The organism is Pseudarthrobacter sp. DSP2-3-2b1, from assembly GCF_049895945.1.
Taxonomy (GTDB): Bacteria; Actinomycetota; Actinomycetes; order Actinomycetales; family Micrococcaceae; genus Arthrobacter.
In genome coordinates, this window is sequence record NZ_JAFCTI010000006.1 from 48,387 (window position 1) to 67,286 (window position 18,900).

General features: G+C 66.5%; 18 protein-coding genes. 11 read left to right on the forward strand and 7 right to left on the reverse strand.

Features of this window, described 5'->3' with window-relative positions:
- The first annotated feature begins 176 nt into the window (after positions 1–176).
- The gene (menD, locus tag ACP7AX_RS09170) at positions 177–1,874 is read left to right on the forward strand and encodes a 2-succinyl-5-enolpyruvyl-6-hydroxy-3-cyclohexene-1-carboxylic-acid synthase (protein WP_426226208.1); all 1,698 of its coding nucleotides are present in this window, start codon (positions 177–179) and stop codon (positions 1,872–1,874) included.
- On the opposite strand, the gene ACP7AX_RS09175 is transcribed toward menD, so the two are convergent.
- Positions 1,871–2,335, reverse strand: a complete 465-nt coding sequence (locus ACP7AX_RS09175; RefSeq protein ID WP_426226209.1) for a MarR family winged helix-turn-helix transcriptional regulator — start codon at positions 2,333–2,335, stop codon at positions 1,871–1,873. The genes menD and ACP7AX_RS09175 overlap by 4 nt on opposite strands.
- A gap of 126 nt (positions 2,336–2,461) precedes the next feature.
- Here ACP7AX_RS09175 and ACP7AX_RS09180 point away from each other — a divergent pair, with 126 nt between their 5' ends.
- The gene (locus ACP7AX_RS09180) at positions 2,462–3,034 is read left to right on the forward strand and encodes a YceI family protein (protein WP_426226210.1); all 573 of its coding nucleotides are present in this window, start codon (positions 2,462–2,464) and stop codon (positions 3,032–3,034) included.
- Positions 3,035–3,118: 84 nt separating this feature from the next.
- Here the strand turns inward: ACP7AX_RS09180 and ACP7AX_RS09185 are convergent, their stop codons facing one another.
- From ACP7AX_RS09185 to ACP7AX_RS09200, 4 genes are all read right to left on the reverse strand, one after another.
- Positions 3,119–3,922, reverse strand: coding sequence for an ATP-binding cassette domain-containing protein (locus tag ACP7AX_RS09185; RefSeq protein ID WP_131683674.1), 804 nt, complete (start codon positions 3,920–3,922; stop codon positions 3,119–3,121).
- Positions 3,923–3,933: 11 nt separating this feature from the next.
- Complete coding sequence (locus tag ACP7AX_RS09190; RefSeq protein WP_131683673.1) at positions 3,934–4,725, reverse strand: ABC transporter permease subunit; 792 nt, start codon at positions 4,723–4,725, stop codon at positions 3,934–3,936.
- A 114-nt stretch (positions 4,726–4,839) separates the two neighbouring features.
- The gene (locus ACP7AX_RS09195) at positions 4,840–5,643 is read right to left on the reverse strand and encodes a transporter substrate-binding domain-containing protein (RefSeq protein WP_131683672.1); all 804 of its coding nucleotides are present in this window, start codon (positions 5,641–5,643) and stop codon (positions 4,840–4,842) included.
- A gap of 128 nt (positions 5,644–5,771) precedes the next feature.
- On the reverse strand, positions 5,772–7,175 hold the full coding sequence (locus ACP7AX_RS09200) for an isochorismate synthase (RefSeq protein ID WP_426226211.1): 1,404 nt from the start codon (positions 7,173–7,175) through the stop codon (positions 5,772–5,774).
- Between the two features lie 104 nt (positions 7,176–7,279).
- Between ACP7AX_RS09200 and ACP7AX_RS09205 the strand changes: the two genes are divergently transcribed.
- The 4 genes from ACP7AX_RS09205 to ACP7AX_RS09220 all read left to right on the forward strand — a co-directional run bounded on the left by ACP7AX_RS09205 (position 7,280) and on the right by ACP7AX_RS09220 (position 11,720).
- A complete protein-coding gene (locus ACP7AX_RS09205; RefSeq protein WP_426226212.1) occupies positions 7,280–8,056 on the forward strand; it encodes a demethylmenaquinone methyltransferase in 777 nt (258 codons plus the stop codon).
- A gap of 4 nt (positions 8,057–8,060) precedes the next feature.
- On the forward strand, positions 8,061–9,377 hold the full coding sequence (locus ACP7AX_RS09210) for a geranylgeranyl reductase family protein (RefSeq protein ID WP_131683669.1): 1,317 nt from the start codon (positions 8,061–8,063) through the stop codon (positions 9,375–9,377).
- Positions 9,374–10,474, forward strand: a complete 1,101-nt coding sequence (locus ACP7AX_RS09215; protein ID WP_426226213.1) for a polyprenyl synthetase family protein — start codon at positions 9,374–9,376, stop codon at positions 10,472–10,474. Before ACP7AX_RS09210 ends, ACP7AX_RS09215 begins: the two co-directional genes overlap by 4 nt.
- A 406-nt stretch (positions 10,475–10,880) precedes the next feature.
- A complete protein-coding gene (locus tag ACP7AX_RS09220) occupies positions 10,881–11,720 on the forward strand; it encodes a type IV toxin-antitoxin system AbiEi family antitoxin domain-containing protein (protein ID WP_426226214.1) in 840 nt (279 codons plus the stop codon).
- 99 nt (positions 11,721–11,819) lie between these two features.
- Here the strand turns inward: ACP7AX_RS09220 and ACP7AX_RS09225 are convergent, their stop codons facing one another.
- Entirely contained in the window at positions 11,820–12,245 is a 426-nt protein-coding gene (locus ACP7AX_RS09225) for a hypothetical protein (protein WP_426226215.1), read from the reverse strand.
- Positions 12,246–12,381: 136 nt separating this feature from the next.
- The gene (locus ACP7AX_RS09230; RefSeq protein ID WP_426226216.1) at positions 12,382–13,038 is read right to left on the reverse strand and encodes a trimeric intracellular cation channel family protein; all 657 of its coding nucleotides are present in this window, start codon (positions 13,036–13,038) and stop codon (positions 12,382–12,384) included.
- A gap of 61 nt (positions 13,039–13,099) precedes the next feature.
- Between ACP7AX_RS09230 and ACP7AX_RS09235 the strand changes: the two genes are divergently transcribed.
- The 5 genes from ACP7AX_RS09235 to ACP7AX_RS09255 all read left to right on the forward strand — a co-directional run bounded on the left by ACP7AX_RS09235 (position 13,100) and on the right by ACP7AX_RS09255 (position 18,894).
- Positions 13,100–13,834, forward strand: a complete 735-nt coding sequence (locus tag ACP7AX_RS09235) for a sirohydrochlorin chelatase (protein ID WP_426226217.1) — start codon at positions 13,100–13,102, stop codon at positions 13,832–13,834.
- Between the two features lie 157 nt (positions 13,835–13,991).
- Complete coding sequence (locus ACP7AX_RS09240; RefSeq protein ID WP_426226218.1) at positions 13,992–15,737, forward strand: nitrite/sulfite reductase; 1,746 nt, start codon at positions 13,992–13,994, stop codon at positions 15,735–15,737.
- Positions 15,734–16,525, forward strand: coding sequence for a phosphoadenylyl-sulfate reductase (locus ACP7AX_RS09245; protein WP_426226219.1), 792 nt, complete (start codon positions 15,734–15,736; stop codon positions 16,523–16,525). The genes ACP7AX_RS09240 and ACP7AX_RS09245 overlap by 4 nt, the downstream gene beginning before the upstream one ends.
- Complete coding sequence (cysD, locus tag ACP7AX_RS09250; RefSeq protein ID WP_426226220.1) at positions 16,522–17,469, forward strand: sulfate adenylyltransferase subunit CysD; 948 nt, start codon at positions 16,522–16,524, stop codon at positions 17,467–17,469. The genes ACP7AX_RS09245 and cysD overlap by 4 nt, the downstream gene beginning before the upstream one ends.
- Complete coding sequence (locus ACP7AX_RS09255; RefSeq protein ID WP_426226221.1) at positions 17,470–18,894, forward strand: sulfate adenylyltransferase subunit 1; 1,425 nt, start codon at positions 17,470–17,472, stop codon at positions 18,892–18,894.
- Positions 18,895–18,900: the final 6 nt, after the last annotated feature.

Here is an 18,900-nt window from a genome sequence, read left to right on the forward strand (position 1 = left end):
TTTTTGACCAACGCTCTCGCACTGTCCGGCCAATCCAGGACGGCCACTGCGAGAGCGTTTGGTTTTAACCCGCGGTAAGTGAAAGAGCGTTTGGGTTTAACCCGCGGGAAGTGAAAGAGCGTTTGGGTTTAAGCGGCAGGAACTGCCAGAGGGTCGGGGGGTGGCAGACTGGACCGGTGACTTCCCTGAACTCCCTCGCGGCGGCGAGGCTCGCCGTCGACGCCCTGACCGACGGCGGCATCCAGTACGTGGTGGTCTCGCCCGGCTCGCGTTCAGCCCCCATGGCCTACGCCCTGGCTGAGGCGGAGGCTGCCGGCCGGGTGGAACTCCTGGTCCGCATCGACGAGCGGTCCGCGGCCTTCACCGCGCTAGGCCTCGCCCTCGCAACCGGATCGCCGGCGGCCGTCCTCACGACGTCCGGCACCGCCGTCGGGAATCTCATGCCTGCCGTCATGGAGGCCAACCACGCTGCCGTTCCGCTGGTGGTTATTTCTGCTGACCGGCCCGAGGAGCTGCTGGGGACCGGGGCGAACCAGACCACGATCCAGCTGGACCTTTTCGGGGAGCACGTGCGCTTCGCAACCGACGTCCCGGCCGGCAGCAACCCGGTCCGCGCCGTGGAAACCGCACTGTCCGCTGCCACCGGGGCCTTCTCCGACCTCGCGCCCGGACCCGTCCAGCTCAACCTTTCCTTCCGGGATCCGCTGGTTCCTGCTCCGGGGGAGGAGCTTCCGACGGCGGCCGCGCGGCAGCGGTTTCGCATCGGCACCGACCCCCTCACCATGGACCTCCCGCCCGCTGCCACCACGTTGGCGGAGCGGCGCACCGTGGTGCTGGCAGGGCACGACGCCGGTCCTGTCGCCGAGGCGTTCGCCCGCGCGCACGGCCTGCCGCTGCTGGCGGAACCGTCATCGAACGCCCGCTTCGGCCCCAACGCCGTGGGGCCCTACCGGCTGCTGCTGCAGCACTTCGGGCCGGATTCAGCGACGCCCGTCGAGCGGGTGGTGCTGTTCGGCCGGCCAACATTGTCCCGGCCGGTGTCCGCCCTCCTGGAGCGCGCCGACGTCCCTTCCGCCCTGTACCAGCCGGTTCCGGTGGCCTGGTACGAGCCGGGGCGGCGGACCGAGCTGCCGCTCGAGAACCTGGCCGATCTCGCCGAATTCGCGGGCCGCGGCCCGTCCGCCTGGCTGGACACGTGGCTGCTGGCCGGTTCCGCCGCGCAGCACGCACTCGACGGCGTCCTCGCTGCGGAGGTCGCTGCCACCGGGCCAGCCGTGGGTTCACTGGTCTGGAAGCACACCGCCGGCCAGCTGATGCTGGGATCCTCGAACGGGATCCGGGACGTGGACCTCGCAGGCCTTCCCGCAGCCGCTCCTGCAGCAACTGTCTACGCCAACCGCGGCCTCGCCGGGATCGACGGCACCATCTCCACCGCCACCGGAATTGCCCTGGGCGGCCAACAGGAAACCACGCTGCTGCTGGGCGACGTCACTTTCCTGCACGACGCCGGCGGCCTGCTCCTGGGCTCCGGTGAGGACCAGCCCCAGCTCCGGATGGTGGTCCTCAACGACTCCGGCGGGGCCATCTTTGATTTGCTGGAGCACGGGGCGGTGCGTGAATCCGGGCGCTACGCGGACGCCGTCGAACGGCTCTTTGGAACCCCGCACACCGTGGACATCGCGGCACTTGCCGCGGCGTACGGCGTCGGGCACTGCTCGGTAAGTACGACGGCGGGACTCGCCGAGGCGCTCTCCATCCCCGTGGCGGGGCGCAACATCATCGAAGTGCGCACTGACCGGAGCAACCTTCGCACGTTGCACGCGCGGATCAACAAGGCCGCGGCTACCGCCGTCGCCGGAGTCCTGGCGGGTTAGGGCAGTTCTTCAGGCTCGAGTTTGGCCATGACACGGGCGGAGAGTTCCACCAACATCCGCCGCTCCTCAGGCGTCATGATGTCCAGGAAGTTCTCCCGCACCCATCCGATGTGACCCGGGGAAGCCGAGCGCAGGGCAGCCCGGCCGGCTTCGGTGAGGTGGACTACCGTGCCGCGGCCATCGTCCGCAGCCTGTTCACGGCTGACGAGCCCGCGCTCCTCCATCCGGCGCAGCTGATGCGCCAGCCGGCTCCGGTCCCAGCCGGCGCTGTGCCCGAGGTCCCGGGGGCGCATTCCCGCCGGTCCGGCCTCGGCGAGCGGGGCGAGCATCTGGTAGTCGGCCCCCGAGACGCCGCTCCACGCCAGCTGCCGTTCCATCCCAGCAGCCAGCTGGCGGCTGAAAAGGATGTAGGCGGACCAGACCTCCTCCTCGTCCTTGCTCAGCCAGCGCGTCTTTGGCAACGGGATGTCCTTTCGTGCCGGGGTATAAGAAAGTTGTTGACATGTCAGCATACCAGCGGGAAGGTTGTTGATACATCAGCAAAATGCCCGGCGATTGGGGTCCGGCACCATCCAAGGAGTAGCGCCATGACCAGCCAGCCAGCCACAACCGTCCAAGCCGTTCCTGCAGCCGGGACTTATGGCATCGACACCCAACGTTCCACCATCACCTACACCAGCCGGCACATGTTCGGGCTGGGCACTGTGCGGGCGGAATTCAGCATCTCGGCCGGGCAGCTGGAATCCGGGGCATCGCTTGAGGAGTGCGGCGCCGGTGCAGTTATGGACGCGGCGAGCTTCAGGTCTGGCAATGCCAGGCGCGACAGCGACGTCAAAGCCAAGGGGCTGCTCGACGTCGCGCGCTTTCCGGATATTGTCTTCTCCTCCACGGAGGTCAGGGCTGCCGACGGCGGCATGGTGCTCGTGGGGAATGTGGCGATGCACGGCGTAGTGGCGCCGGTGGAGGTCCGCGTCTCCTCCTGGGAACAGTCCTCGTCCGGCCGGATCCGCGTACTGGCCCGGGCGGAGCACCTGGACAGGCTCTCATTTGGCATTACTGGATCCAGGGGATGGGTGGGCCGCTACTTCGATCTCGGCTTCGACATCGTGGCTGTGCCCGCAGCGCCGGGTAGGGAATCCGATGCGCAAGTGATTCCGTGACACGCAAATGCCCTGACGCTACCAGGGTCCGGCAGGGTCAGGGCATCACTGCGTCGAAAGGCAGCAAGCGCGGCGAAAGGCGGCCTACTCCTCGATCTCGATGTGTGTCGGGTCCAGGACGCGGCGCAGGAATTCCTTGGTGCGTGCCTGGGTGGGGGCGGAAATGACCTGCTCGGCCACGCCTTCCTCCACCACCACGCCGCCGTCCATGAAGACCACGCGGTCGGCCACCTCGCGGGCGAAGCCCATCTCGTGGGTCACCACCAGCATGGTCATGCCTTCCTTGGCCAGGTTCCGCATGACCGAGAGGACATCACCCACGGTCTCAGGGTCCAGGGCGGAGGTTGGCTCGTCGAACAGCATCAGCTCGGGGTCCATGCTCAGCGCGCGGGCAATGGCCACACGCTGCTGCTGGCCGCCGGAAAGCTGGTCCGGAAAACGGTCGGCAAGGTGCCCCAGGCCTACCCGCTCCAGGTTGTGCAGGGAGACCTGATCCGCTTCTTCCTGGGACCGCTTCAGGACCTTGGTCTGGGCGATCGAGCAGTTGCGCTTGGCGTCCAGGTGCGGGAACAGGTTGAACTGCTGGAACACCATGCCCACCTTGCGGCGCATCTTGTCGATGTCCACATCCGGATGGGTGGCCTCGAAGCCGCCCACATGGATCACGCCTTCGTTGGGCTGCTCCAGGAGGTTGACGCAGCGCAGCAGGGTGGACTTGCCGGAACCCGATGGGCCGATCAGGCACACCACTTCGCCCGGCGCCACGTCCAGGCTGATGCCCTTGAGCACCTCGTTGCTGCCGTAGGACTTGCGGAGGTCCTTGATGGAAACTCCGGCTGCGTTGATGGTGCCGGTGTTTCCGGCGGAGGAATTTACGACGTCGTTCATGGCTTCCCTGCCTATCGCTTGGTCCGCGCGGAGCGGCTTTCGAACTTCCGGGCCAGGAGGCTCAGCGGGATGGTGATCACCAGGTAGAAGGCGCCGGCGACCAGCAGCGGCGTGAGGCCTGCGCCCAGGCTGGAGATGCCGTCGCGGCCGAACTTGGTGAGCTCGTACTGCGAGGCGGTCAGGCCCAGCACGTAAATGAGGGACGAGTCCTTGGTCAGCAGGATGACTTCGTTGGTCAGCGGCGGCAGGACAATCTTGAACGCCTGCGGAATCACAATGGACACCATGGCCCGCCACTGCGGCATACCGAGGGAACGGGCAGCTTCGAGCTGGCCCTTGGGCACAGCCTGCAGGCCGGCGCGGAGGGTTTCGGCGATGTATGCCGAGGCGACCATACCCAGCGAAACCATGACCACCACGGTGACGTTCCACTGGACGCCGAAAGCCAGGGGCACGCCGTAACCGAAGGCGATGAACACCAGCAGGGCCGGGATGCCGCGGAAGAACTCGATGTAGCCGGTGGCGATCCAGCGGTACAGCGGGAAGCTGGAGAGTTTCATCAGGGCCAGGAGCAGGCCGCCGGAGAGGCCCACCACGAAGCCGAGGAACGTGTAGATCAGGGTGTTTTTGAGGCCCACCAGGAAGATGTCCGGGAACATCGGGCCGATCTTGCCGAAGTTGAAGACGCTGGTGCCGATGGTTTTCCAGTCGGTGGCCAGGATCAGCGCGGCTACGGCCACGACGAATATGCCGATCTGGACATAGAGGCTCACTCTGGCCCGTTGACGTGCGGTCATTGCCATGGGGTGCTCACATTCATTTGCGTGGCTGAGGCCCCGGACGGACCGCAGTGCAGTTCGTCAGGGGCCCCAGCGGCGTAATTCTCAGGGCTGTGAAAAATCAGTCCGACGTGCGGGTTACTTGGCGGTTTCGCCGAACCAGGTGGTCTCGAACTTCTTCAGGGTGCCGTCATCGGTCAGGCGCTTGAGGGTTCCGTTGACCTTCTCAGCCATGGCGGTGTTGCCCTTCTTGATGGCAATGCCCAGCTTCTCGCCCGTGGCGTAGTCCTCCACGCGCTCGAACTTGGGATCGTCCTTGATGGCGTAGGCCAGGATCGACTGGTTGCCCAGCGCGGCGTCGATGGTGCCTGCCTGCAGTGCCTGGACCAGGAGGCCGCTGTCCTCGAACTGCTGGGCGTCGATGCCGTTTTCAGCCGCGTATTTCGCGCCGGTGGTGGCCTGCTGGACGCCAACCTTCTTGCCCTTGGCGCTGTTGATGTCCGTGATGCCGGACTCCGTGGTGGCCACCAGCGTGAGGTCGTCATCCATGTACGGATCGGAGAAGTCCATGACAGCCTTGCGGACGTCCGTGATGGAGACCGAGGAGATGGAGAGATCGCAGCCGGTGAGCGCGGTTCCGGTCTCGATGGCCTCGAAGGAGCTGTCAACAACGCTGAGTTCGGCGCCGAGGTCCTTGGCTACTTCGTTGGCGATGTCGATGTCGAAGCCAACGATCTGGCCGTCCTTCTGGAATTCGAACGGCTCGTAGGGGACGTCCGAGCAGACCGTGAGCTTGCCTGCGTTGATGAGCTGGATTCCGCCCTCGGAGGCTGCCGGGGTGGAACTGCCACCGCCGCATGCAGTGAGGGTGAGAGCGCCGGCAGCCAGGATCGCTGCTGCCTTGGCGGTCATTTTGGCCGAAGCCAGGGACATGAGCTGCATGTTTCTTACCTTTTGTTGCAGGGGTGTGCGGTACTAAATCGGTTCATAGTGTATCGCTGAATGCGAGATGTGCATCACACGAAACATAGTTTCACTATTGGATAACTTAACCACAGGCAGATCAAGCCCTAGCTCCGGATGCCCAGTGCCTCCAGCATGGGCCGGAACTTGGCCCAGGTCTCAGCGAGCTCGGCCTCCGGCTGCGAACCGTCAACAATTCCGCAGCCGGCATAGAGCCTTACGGTGTGGGGATCCTCGATCACGGCGCCGCGGAGCGCGATGCCCCACTCACCGTTGCCTGCTGCGTCCAGCCAGCCGACCGGCCCGGCGTAGGGGCCCCGGTCAAGGTGTTCGAGCTTACGGATCAGCGCCCCCGCCACCAGTGTGGGCGTCCCGCAGACGGCGGCCGTGGGATGCAGCGCGTTGATCAGGGCGAGGCAGGTGGGAACGTGGCCCTCCACCTCGGCGAGCTCCGCCTTCACGTCCGAGGCCAGATGCCACACGTTCGGCAGCTCCAGGATGAAAGGCTCGTCGTGGGCGTTCATGGCCTCCGAAAACGGTGCCAGCTGCGAGGTCAGCGACTGGATGGCGATCTCGTGTTCATGCCGCTGCTTCTCTGATCCGGCCAGCACCCGCTCGGCATACTCCATCGGAATCCCAACCTCGCCATGCGCATCGCGGCGGTCCAGTGTTCCGGCCAGGACACGGGCCTGGGCGGTGCGGCCCTCCACCTGGATCAGCATCTCGGGTGTCGCGCCCACCAGTCCGTCCACCCCGTACGTCCAGCATTCGCGGTACCGCTGGGCCAGTTCGCGCAGTACCTTCGCCGTGCTCACGCCGGCCGGGAGGGTAGCAACGATGTCCCGCGCCAGCACCAGCTTCTCCAGCGCCCCGGTCCGGATCTCCTCCACCCCGGCGGCAACGGCGGCCATCCAATCTTTTTCGCTGAGTGAACCGGTGTGCAGCGTTGCGCCGGCAGCCAGCGGAACAGGACGTACGACGACGGCGGTGCGCGCCGTTGCGGAACCGGTGGGGGAGGTGCCGTCCCCGGCAGAGGGAGCTGCCGGCGTCGGGAGCATCTGCAGCGTCTCACTCGTGCTGCCACCGCTGAGCCAGCCGTCAAGGGCGGCGAGGGCGCCCTCTCTGGTGAGTTCGCCGTCGTCGACCGTTAACTGGGTGAGCCAGTACCTGCCGTCACGCACGCCCACCACGATCTCGGGCACAATCAGCCGTGATTCAAACGGGGATTTCTTGGAAAAGGCGAACGAGCCGAATGCCACAGGGCCGGTCCCGGGCAGCTCCACGGAATCGGTGATGTCGGCTTCGAGGACGAGGTGCCGCCACCAGATGTCTGCCTCGAGGAAACGCTCCGGGCCGCTGGCAGTGAAGCGGGCGATTTCGCCGAAGCCCACCAGGCCGGCCTCGCGGCGGGTCCAGCAGAGGACGTCGTCCCGGACCAGAAACTGGGGCAGCCCCTCCGGAGATGCTTTTCCATCCAGGGGGACCGTCAGGGTGCGGAACGTGCTCGTCATGATGAGACAACACTACTCTGCGCAAAGTTCACTTAGCTTTCAGCCCACAGCCCAAGATCCGCCGTTGGTTCGTGGCCCCGCGGAACATTTGCGACAATGGCATGGTGAACCGAGCATCCTTGGATAAGCGTCCAGACGAAGTAGCCACGATGTTTGACGACGTCGCCCCTAAGTACGACGTCGTCAACGATGTCCTCTCCATGGGACAGACCCGCCGCTGGCGCAAGGTTGTGGTGGACGCCATGGATGCGAAGCCCGGCCAGCGCGTGCTCGACCTGGCCGCCGGCACCGGCACGTCCAGCGAGCCATATGCCGATGCAGGCATAGATGTGATCGCCTGCGATTTCTCCCTCGGGATGCTCAAAGTAGGCAAGCGCCGCCGCCCGGACATCAACTTCGTCGCCGGTGACGCCACCAACCTGCCCTTTGCGGACAACTCCTTTGACGCCAGCACCATCTCGTTCGGCCTGCGCAACGTCAACGAGCCCAAGAAGGCCCTGGCCGAGATGCTCCGGGTCACCAAGCCCGGCGGCAAACTGGTCATCGCCGAGTTCTCCCAGCCCGTGGTCCCGCTCTGGCGCACCATGTATACGGAATACCTTATGCGCGCCCTGCCTGCCATCGCCGTGAAGGTCGCCTCCAACCCGGACGCCTACGTTTACCTCGCCGAGTCCATCCGCGCCTGGCCGGACCAGGACCACCTGGCCGCGTGGCTGCAGGAATCGGGCTGGGAAGGCGTCAGCTACCGCAACCTGACCGGCGGGATCGTGGCCATCCACCGGGCCGCCAAGCCGCTGGAATCCACTCCGGATGGGGCCGCTTCCGCCATCGCCGCTCACAAGGGCCCCGTGGCCAAGCTTCGCCGCAACATCACCCGCTGACGGCGTGAAAGTTCTGATTGTCGGCGCCGGGCCGGCCGGGTCCACCGCCGCGTATTACCTTGCCCGGGCGGGCATTGATGTGACCGTCCTGGAGAAAACTAGCTTCCCGCGCGAAAAGGTCTGCGGTGACGGCCTGACTCCGCGGGCGGTCCGCGAAATCCAGAAGCTCGGCCTGCCGCACCCTGAGTCTGACGGCTGGCGCCGTAACAAGGGACTGCGGCTGCTGGCCGGCGGCCGGACCATCGAGCTGCCCTGGCCCGAGGTTTCTGACTTCCCGCAGTACGGCCTGATCCGCACCCGGCTCGGCTTTGACGAGGAACTGGCACGGCATGCCCAGGCCGCCGGTGCGGTGGTTTTGGAGCGGCACAGCGTCACCGAAGCCCTCCGGTCCGAGGACGGCCGCGTGACCGGAGTCCGCGCAGCGCTCCTTGACGAGTCCGGACGCAAGACGGGGGAGACGCGCGAGTTCAGCGCCGACGTCGTACTTGCCGCAGACGGAAACTCGACGCGAACCGCCGTGTCGCTGGGCATCCAGAAGCGCGACGACCGCCCTTTGGGGGTGGCGGTACGCACCTACTTCACGTCGCCGCGCCACGATGACGACTGGATGGAAGGCTGGCTGGAGCTCCCCGGCCGCGACGGCAAGCTGCTCCCCGGCTACGGCTGGGTGTTCGGCGTCGGCGACGGCACGTCCAACGTGGGCCTGGGCATCCTGAACTCCTCCAAGGAATTCGGCAAGCTCGACTACAAGCAGGTCCTGCGCGAATGGACCGCCGCGATGCCCGCCGAGTGGGGCTTCGCGCCCGAGAACCAGGTGGGCGAAATCCGCGGCGCTGCGCTGCCCATGGGCTTCAACCGCACGCCGCACTACTCGCCGGGCCTGATGCTCCTGGGCGACGCCGGCGGCATGGTGTCCCCGTTCAACGGCGAGGGAATCTCCTACGCGATGGAGTCCGCACGCTTCGCTGCGGAGTTCATTATTGACTCGCCTTCCTCTTCAACGCACGACGCCGACGCCCACCTTTCGGGCTACGCGGACTATGTGCGGGGCCAGTGGGGCTCGCACTTCACGCTGGGCCGGGCCTTTGCGGCGCTGATCGGAAAGCCGGCGGTCATGAAGCTCGCCCTGCGCACCGGCATGCCGATCCCAGTCCTGATGCGCTTTGTGGTGCGGCTCCTCGCCAACCTCACAGACCCTGCCGCGAAGGGCTTCGAGGACCGCGCCATCCGGGTCCTGGAATTCCTCGTCCCGGCTACATCCAACACCTCCCCGGCTACGAATCAGCGGTATCCACAACAAAAAGTTAGGGTTAACCCGTGACTAACTCCGCAGACCACAGCTGGACGCACGCCGGGCACGGCCTGCCGGACTCCGAACCCAGCCTCAACACCACCGCCATTGCCACGGGCCTCCAGCTGCCCGCCGGCTTCGCGGCGATCGCGGAGGACGCCGAGCTGGGCCCCGCCATCACCAACAACCTGGCCCGGGTGGAGAAGAAGCTGCGCGAGGCAATCGCCAACTCCGATCCGCTGGCTGACGCGACGTCGCGCCACCTGGTGGAGGCCGGCGGCAAGCGCATCCGCCCCCTCCTGACCCTGCTGTGCGCGCACCTCGGTGACGCGTCGCTGCCGGCTGTTGTGCAGGCTGCCGTGGTGGTTGAACTGACCCACCTCGCAACCCTGTACCACGACGACGTCATGGACTCCGCCCCGTTCCGCCGCGGCGCCCCGACGGCCCACGAGGTCTGGGGTAACTCGGTTGCCGTCCTCACCGGCGACCTCATTTTTGCCCGCGCGTCCATCCTGGTATCCGAGCTCGGTTCGCGCGCGCTGGGCATCCAGGCCCGCACCTTCGAACGCCTGTGCCTGGGCCAGCTGCACGAAACCGTGGGCCCGCGTCCGGACGAGGATCCGGTGGAGCACTACCTCTCGGTCATCGCGGACAAGACCGGATCCCTGGTGGCTGCATCCGGCCAGCTTGGCGCGATCTTCGCCGGCGCCGATCCGGCCTATGAGGACCTGCTGGTGGAGTACGGCGAGAAGGTAGGCGTGGCCTTCCAGCTGGCCGACGACGTCATTGATGTCACGGGCGTCAAGGTCAAGTCCGGCAAGTCCCCGGGCACCGACCTTCGCGAAGGCGTCCCGACGCTGCCGGTGCTGTTCCTCCGGCGCGACGCCGCGGCCGGCGACCAGTCCGCCGTCGAACTCTTGAAGCTCATCGACGGGGACCTGACCTCGGACGAGGCGCTGGCCTCCGCGGTGGCCGGGCTGCGCGAGCACCCCGTGACGGCCGAGTCCTGGGTCGTAGCCCGCGGCTGGGCCGATGAAGCCATTGCCGCCCTGGCCCCGCTGCCCGAGGGTGTTGTGAAGGATTCGCTGTCCAACTTCGCGCTGGCTGTGGTGGACCGCGCCAGCTGATCCACTTTCTTCATCGATTGCTCCGTAACCGCCCTTTTGAGCCATCAAAACGGCCTTTTCGGGGCAATCGATGGTGTTTAAAACGGAATAGCCCCGGTTCTCTGCAACGTACGAGTCCTACGTTGCGTCGAACCGGGGCTATTTCTCCGTTCGCATCAGATCCGCCGGAGGCGTTTAGCGGATCCGTGAATAGTCTATGACAGCTTTGTCATAAAGCGCAAGCCCCTTGTTATTGACCGTGTCACAGACTTTTTTGCGGCCTTCGCGGGGCACTTTGCGGCCGGTGGGACCTAATCCTCGGTCTAAAGGCGGCGTGTCCGTGTCGAAGTGCCCCGCGGCGGCTGGCTTTTCCACATGGCGCATGGTCGATCTGCCATTCGCCGTGGTGCGGAGCCACCGTGGAGCCATGGATATTGAGACATTCTTGGGCGCAAGGGCCGGCGTAGCCCGGGCCTCGACCCTCCGTGGGGCAGGATTCTCCCGGACCCACCTCGAGAAGGCGCTGGCCGCCGGGCGCATTGTCAGGATTCGGCGAGGTGTCTACAGCACGCCCCGTGAAGCAGGCGTGCTCGGCCTGGCGCTGCAGCACAACGCCCTGGTCACGTGCCTGTCGGCCGCCCCGATCTACCGGCTATGGACTCTCCACGAAGCGTCTTCCGTGCATTTGAGTCCGGGACATAAGACGGCTCCACGGGGGACCCTGGTTCATGGCCGGTGCCCTCATCCCACCCACCCATGGTTGCCGGTGGCAGGTTTGGCAGACGTCCTGATTCATTCCCTGCGGTGCCTGCCCACGGTGGAGTCGCTTGTCATGCTCCAGTGTGCAGCCCAACGTGGCGATATCACCCTGGAGTTCCTGCGGCGCAAGCTCCCCGGGAACCGAAACGCCCGCGCCAGGGCCCTCCTCGGCAATGTGATCCCGCGGGCGGACTCCCTGCTGGAGGTGCTGGCCAACTACCACTTCCGCAGTGCTGGTCTACAGGTGCGGCGGCATGTGGAGATCCCAGGAGTGGGAGAGGTGGATTTCCTTATTGAGGACTGCCTGGTGGTGGAGACTGACGGAGACACCCACTTGGAACCACACCAAGTGAAAAAGGACCGGAAACGCAACAATGCCACCTTGATGGGCGGGCACCTCGGCCTCAGATTTGGCTACGACGACGTCGTCTATCACCCTGAGCGGATGGTGGCCCAGGTGATGGAGGTAATCGACTTGTGCCGGCAGGGAGCTTTCAGCGGGAGGTAAGTCCCGCCGTCGTGGGGCACTTTGGCTGACGTAAACGCGGAACCAGGCTCACGGAGCGGCGTGTCCGCGCCAATGTGCCCCGTTTTGGCGGGGAGGAGGTCAGTCCTCTTCGTCGTTGAAGGCCCACTCGAACATGTCGAAGACGAACTCGGAGAAGGTGCCTTCCTCGGATTTCCACTGGCCGCGGGCGTTGTTGCGGCGGTAGACGATGGGGTCCGGGACGCTGAGATCGCCCACGCGGATGCCCCAGGTGAACTGTTCTTCCTCGTCCTCAAGGAACATCAGGAAGCCTTCGTCGTCAACTTCCAGCTCTTCCGGATCCCAGAAGTAGTGGTAGGCCTCCATGAGGTCCTCGCAGCCGCCGACGGCCTGGTAGAACTCCTTCAGCACCAGCGGAACCTGGAACTGGTGTTCGGCGAGGGCGGTATCCAGCTCTTCGGTGGTGAGGCCGTCCTCTTCCTGCCATTCATCTTCGAGATACTTCGGAACGAGCGCGCGGAATTTCTCGAGGAACATGTCAGTCATGGCTCTAATCCTAGCTAACTGCAGGGCCCCTAAAAGCCGCCCGAAGAACCGCCGGGAGCACACCCTAAGCACCGCAGCCGGAGCCGCAGCCAGACCCGCTGCCGGACCCGCTCTCAGACCCGCAGCCGGACCCGCTCTAGGAGTCCCGGGGTTCACTCCGCCGGTGCCAGCCGTGCACGGCAAGCGGCGCCTGCCAGTGCCGGCGCCAGGCCAGGACCCGGAAGGTGAAGACGACGGCGGCAATCGCAGCCGCGGTGAAAACGTTGAACGCGCCGGTTACCCACAGGATGGCCGTCAGCGCAGCACCCAGGAATGCGGGCAGCGCGTAGATGTCCTTGGGGTTGAAGAGTTCCGGCACTTCGTTGGCTGTGACGTCACGCAGCAGGCCGCCGCCCACCGCCGTCATTACGCCCAGCAGTACCGCGGCCACGGGATGCATGCCCACAGCCAGGGCTTTAACGGTGCCGGTCATGCAGAACAGGGCCAGCCCGCCGGCGTCGAACAGGGTCAACAGCGACGTGACCCGCTGGACACTGGAATACAGGAAGTAAACCAGGACCGTGGCCAGCAGCGGCGGGAACAGGTAGGCGGGGTTGGTGAAGGCGGCGGGTGGGCCGCTGTTGAGGATGAGATCGCGGATCACTCCTCCGCCCAGGCCCACCAGGGAGGCAAGGAGCAGCGAGCCCACAATGTCGATATTCTTCCGCGCTGCCAGGAGCGAGCCGGACACCGCGAAGAAGAAGACGCCCAGCAGGTCCAGCCAGACGGGAGCGTTGTCAAAGGCGAAGGTCATCGGCGTCCCGGCTAGGTGAAAGTTGGGCGGACAGGGCGGCTCCAACGTTACGCTAGCCCCTATGAATAACCCGATCATGATCGCCTGTGCCCACGGGACGTCCAGCGCCCAGGGTGCCGCCGAGGTCAACGCCCTGCGGGCCGGCATCGCAGCCCTGCGCCCCGGCCTTGACGTTCGGGAAGCGTATGTGGACGTCCAGCAGCCTGACCTCGTGGACGTGGTGGCGGGCCTGCCCGAAGGTGCGGAAGCCGTCGTCGTGCCCTTGCTTCTGAGCGTGGGGTACCACGTCAAAGTGGACATCGCGCGGGCCGTGAAGAGCCGGCCGGGCAGCCTGGCCGCGGCGCCGCTGGGCCCCGATCCGAGGCTCGCCGCGCTGCTGGACCAGCGGCTCCGCGAGGCCGGCGTCACCGACCGCGACCTGATTGTCCTTGCCGCCGCGGGCTCGTCCAACCCCAACGCCGCCATCAGCGTGGAGGAGCTCCTGGGCCAGCTCCGGGAGCTGCGGAGCAACCGGATCGTGGCCGCCTATGGCGCCTCGGCGAAGCCGTCAGTGCCCGACGCCGTTGCCATGCTCCGCGAGGAAGCCGCCGGGGGTGCCGGGGCGGGGGAGTCCGCGGGGGCCGTGGACCTGGGTGGCCGCGTGGTCATCGCGTCCTATCTCCTGGCACCGGGCTTCTTCCACGACCAACTGGCAAAAGCGGGTGCCGATCTCGTCACCGAGCCATTGCTGCCCTCGCCCGTGCTCGCCGAAATCGCGATGGACAGGTACGACGACGCCGTCGCCAGCGGCCACTAGCAAAGGGCCCTCCGGCGTTGCGGAGGCGGGCCCCTGGGAAGCACAGCGGAGGGGCATCTTCAAGGCTGTTCGGCGTTTCGTGACGAAATGTTTCCCTAGGTGACTCAACGTTTCCGGGCCTTTGTGACGCCCTTCGACGGGCCCCTACAGTCGATGCATGACTGATACAGCTCTAGCCGGAGCGTCCGCGGACTCCGCAGCCGCCAAGCGCCCCGCGCGCACCAACCGCCCCGCCGCAAAACCGCACGGGCAGTGGAAAGTAGACGGCAAAACCCCGCTGAACGCCAACGAAACCTGGAAACAGGAAGACGACGGCCTGAACGTCCGCGAGCGTATCGAGTCCATCTACTCCAAAGAGGGCTTCGACTCCATCCCCGGCCAGGACCTCCACGGCCGCTTCCGCTGGTGGGGCCTGTACACCCAGCGCAAGCCCGGGATCGACGGCGGCAAGACCGCAACGCTTGAGCCGCACGAGCTTGAGGACAAGTACTTCATGCTCCGGGTAAGGATCGACGGCGGCGCGCTCACCACCGAGCAGCTGCGCGTCATCGGGCAGATCTCGGTTGATTTTGCCCGGGATTCGGCCGACCTCACCGACCGCCAGAACATCCAGCTGCACTGGATCCGCGTGGAGGACATCCCCGAGATCTGGACCCGCCTGGAAGGTGTTGGCCTGTCCACCACCGAGGCCTGCGGCGACGTCCCGCGCGTCATTCTGGGCTCCCCGGTTGCCGGCATCGCCAAGGACGAGATCATCGATCCCACGCCGCTGATTGCCGAGCTGGGCGAACGCTTCATCGGCAACCCGCTGCTCTCCAACCTGCCGCGCAAATACAAGACCGCAATCACCGGCCACCCCAGCCAGGACGTGGTCCACGAGATCAACGACTTCGCTTTGGTGGGCGTCAGGCACCCCGAGCTGGGCGTCGGCTACGACCTCTGGGCCGGCGGCGCGCTCTCCACGAACCCGATGCTGGGCAAGCGCCTGGGCGCGTTCGTTCGCCCCGAGGAAGCTGCCGAAGTGTGGCTCGGCGTCACCAGCATCTTCCGCGACTACGGTTACCGCCGCATGCGCACCAAGGCCCGCCTGAAGTTCCTCATGGCCGACTGGGGCCCGGAGAAGTTCCGCCAGATCCTGGAGGACGAATACCTCGGCTACAAGCTGGCCGACGGTCCCGCCGCGCTTAAGCCCACCTCCCCGGGCGACCACATCGGCGTGCACGAGCAGAAGGACGGCAAGTTCTTCATCGGCGCCACCCCGCTTGCCGGCCGGCTCTCCGGCGCGCAGCTGGTCAAGCTCGCGGACACCCTCGAAGCCCGCGGCTCCTACCGCCTGCGCACCACCCCGCACCAAAAGCTGGTCGTCCTGGACGTTCCCAAGGAGCAGGTGGAGCCCCTCGTGGCCGAGCTGGACACCCTGGGCCTGTCCGCCCGCCCGTCCGTGTTCCGCCGCGGCACCATCGCCTGCACCGGCATCGAGTACTGCAAGCTCGCCATCGTGGAAACGAAGGTCACCGCAGCCACGGCAGTCGCCGAACTGGAACGCCGCCTCGCGGACCTCACCGAATCCGGCGAACTGCCGCACGCACTGTCCCTGCACATCAACGGCTGCCCCAACTCCTGCGCCCGCATCCAGACCGCGGACATCGGCCTCAAGGGCATGATGCTGCCAACGCCCGACGGCGACCCCACCCCGGGTTTCCAGGTCCACCTGGGCGGCGGGCTGGCATCCAACGAGCGCGAGGAAGCAGGCCTGGGACGCACCGTCCGCGGCCTCAAGGTCTACGTTGAGGATCTGCCCGACTACGTAGAGCGCGTGGTCCGCACCTTTGTTGCCCAGCGCGCCGAAGGCCAGACCTTCGCCGAGTGGGCCCACGCAGCAGACGAGGAGGCCCTCCAGTGAGCAAGCACGCGCTCGGGATAGACCCAGTGGCAGGCGATGCCGCCGCCTCTGAACAGGTTGAGGAAACAGTCGCAGCAGCGGCCCCCACCCTCCGCACGCACGACGAACTGAAGGCCATCGCCGAGTCCGGTGCCGCCGAGCTCGGTTGGGACGCCCCGGCCCGCGATGTGATCGCGTGGGTGGAGCGCAACTTCGAGCTGCCCGCGGTCGCCGTCGCGTGCTCCATGGCCGACGCCGTCCTGCCCGCGTTGGTCGCTGACCAGCTGCCCGGCGTCGACGTCCTGTTCCTGGAGACCGGCTACCACTTCCCGGAAACCTACGCCACGCGTGACGAGGTGGCCGCGAACCTCCGCGTCAACGTGGTGGACGTGCTCCCGGAGAACACCGTGGAGCAGCAGGACCGGCTCCTGGGCAAGGACCTCTTTGCCCGCGACGCCGCCCAGTGCTGCGCCCTCCGCAAGGTAGCCCCGCTGCGCCGCACCCTGGCCGGCTACGAACTCTGGTTCACCGGTGTCCGCCGCGACGAGGCCCCCACCCGGACCAACACACCGCTGGTGACCTGGGACGAGGTCAACGGCCTGGTCAAGGTCAACCCGGTGGCCGCGTGGACGTTCGACCAGCTGGTCCAGTACTCCGATGACAACCTCCTGCCCGTCAACCCGCTGCTTTCCCAGGGTTACCCCTCGATCGGCTGCCAGCCCTGCACGCGGAAGGTGGCGCCGGGCGATGACCCCCGCGCCGGCCGCTGGGCAGGCACCGACAAGACAGAATGCGGACTACACGTATGAGCACTTTCCTAACTGAGGAGTCCAGCCAGGTGACTGAAGCTGCCGTTTCCACGCGCCTTTCCAGCCTGGACGCCCTCGAGTCCGAAGCGATCCACATCATCCGCGAGGTGGTTGCCGAGTTCGAGAAGCCCGCGCTGCTGTTCTCCGGCGGCAAGGACTCCGTGGTGATGCTGCACCTGGCCACCAAGGCCTTCTGGCCGGGCAAGGTCCCGTTCCCCGTCCTGCACGTCGACACGGGCCACAACTTCCCCGAGGTCATCGACTTCCGCGACCGCACGGTCGAAAGGCTGGGACTGAAGCTCGTGGTCGGCTCCGTCCAGGAGTTCATCGACCGCGGCGAGCTGGCCGAGCGTGCCGACGGCACCCGCAACCCGCTGCAGACCGTCCCGCTGCTGGACGCCATCGTGCAGAACAAGTTCGACGCCGTGTTCGGCGGCGGCCGCCGTGACGAGGACAAGGCCCGCGCCAAGGAGCGCATCCTGAGCCTCCGCGACGAGTTCGGCCAGTGGGACCCGCGCAACCAGCGCCCCGAACTGTGGAACCTGTACAACGGCCGCCACACCGTGGGCCAGCACGTCCGCGCGTTCCCCATCAGCAACTGGACCGAGCTGGACATCTGGCGCTATATCGAACGCGAGAACATCGAACTGCCGGGCCTGTACTACGCCCATGACCGCGAAGTGTTTGCACGCGACGGCATGTGGCGCGCAGTCGGCGAGGTTTCCCAGCCGCTGCCCCACGAGGAAGTCATCACCAAGACGGTCCGCTACCGCACCGTGGGCGACATGTCCTGCACAGGCGCCGTTGAATCGGACGCAGCCACCGTGAGCGACGTCGTGATTGAAGTTGCCGCCTCCACCATCACCGAACGTGGTGCCACCCGTGCAGATGACCGCATCTCCGAGGCAGCCATGGAAGACCGCAAGAAGGATGGTTACTTCTAAATGAGCACCGAAACTTTGCCGCTGGCCGGGCTGGAAACAGCCCTGCCCACCACGCTGTTCCGCTTTGCCACCGCCGGATCGGTCGACGACGGGAAGTCCACTTTGGTGGGCCGCCTCCTTCACGATTCCAAGGCGATCCTTGCTGACACGCTCGATGCCGTGGCCCGTACCTCCTCGGACCGCGGCTTCGGCGGCGAGAAGGGCGGGATCGACCTCGCCCTCCTGACCGACGGCCTGCGCGCCGAGCGTGAGCAGGGCATCACCATCGACGTCGCCTACCGCTACTTCGCCACGGACCAGCGCAGCTTCATCCTGGCAGACTGCCCCGGACACGTTCAGTACACCAAGAACACGGTGACCGGCGCGTCCACGGCGGATGCCGTCGTCGTACTCATTGACGCCCGCAAGGGTGTCCTGGAGCAGACCCGCAGGCACCTGTCCGTGCTGCAGCTGCTGCGCGTGGCCCACGTGATTGTGGCCGTGAATAAGATCGACCTCGTGGACTTCAGCGAGTCAGTGTTCCGCGAAATCCAGGCCGACGTGCAGCGGGTGGCCCGCGAGCTGGGCATCGGTTCCGCCGAGCTGGGGACCGCCGACCATATCGACGACCTGCTGGTCATCCCGGTGTCCGCCCTCGACGGCGACAACGTGGTGGACCGTTCGGAGCGCACCCCCTGGTACGACGGCCCGGCCCTGCTGGAGGTCCTCGAGACCCTGCCCGCCGCCGACGAGATCGACACGCAGCTGGAGAGTTTCCGGTTCCCCGTGCAGCTGGTCATCCGGCCGCAGGGTGCGCTGGCCCCGGACGCCGTTGCCGGCGGCCTGGACGTTGAGGCCTACCGCGACTACCGCGCCTACGCCGGCCAGATCACCGAAGGTTCCGTGAAGGTGGGGGACAAGGTTTCCGTGCTGACGCCGGGCCAGGCCGCCCGCACCACCACCGTGGTGGGCATCGACTTCGCCGGTGAATCCCTGCAGGAAGCGTTCGCCCCGCAGTCCGTGGCGATCCGCCTGGCTGAGGAATTCGACGTCGCCCGCGGTGACACCATCGCCGCCGCCGGGACCGTCCGCGAATCAACCGCCGACCTGTACGCCGCCCTGTGCTGGCTGTCGCCCAAGCCGCTGCGCGAGGGTGCCAAGGTGCTGGTCAAGCACGGCACCCGCACCGTCCAGGCGCTGGTCCGCAACGTCAGCGGCAAGCTCGACCTGGCCTCCTTCAAGCTCGAAGCCACCTCAAGCCTGGAGCTCAACGACATCGGCCACGCGCAGCTCCGGCTCGCCGCACCGCTGCCGCTGGAGAACTACACGCACCACCGCCGCACGGGCGCGTTCCTTGTGATCGACCCGCTGGACGGCAACACGCTGGCCGCGGGCCTGGTCAAGGACCACCCGGGCGACCACGAGGACGAGCGCTACTCGATCTGAGTTTTA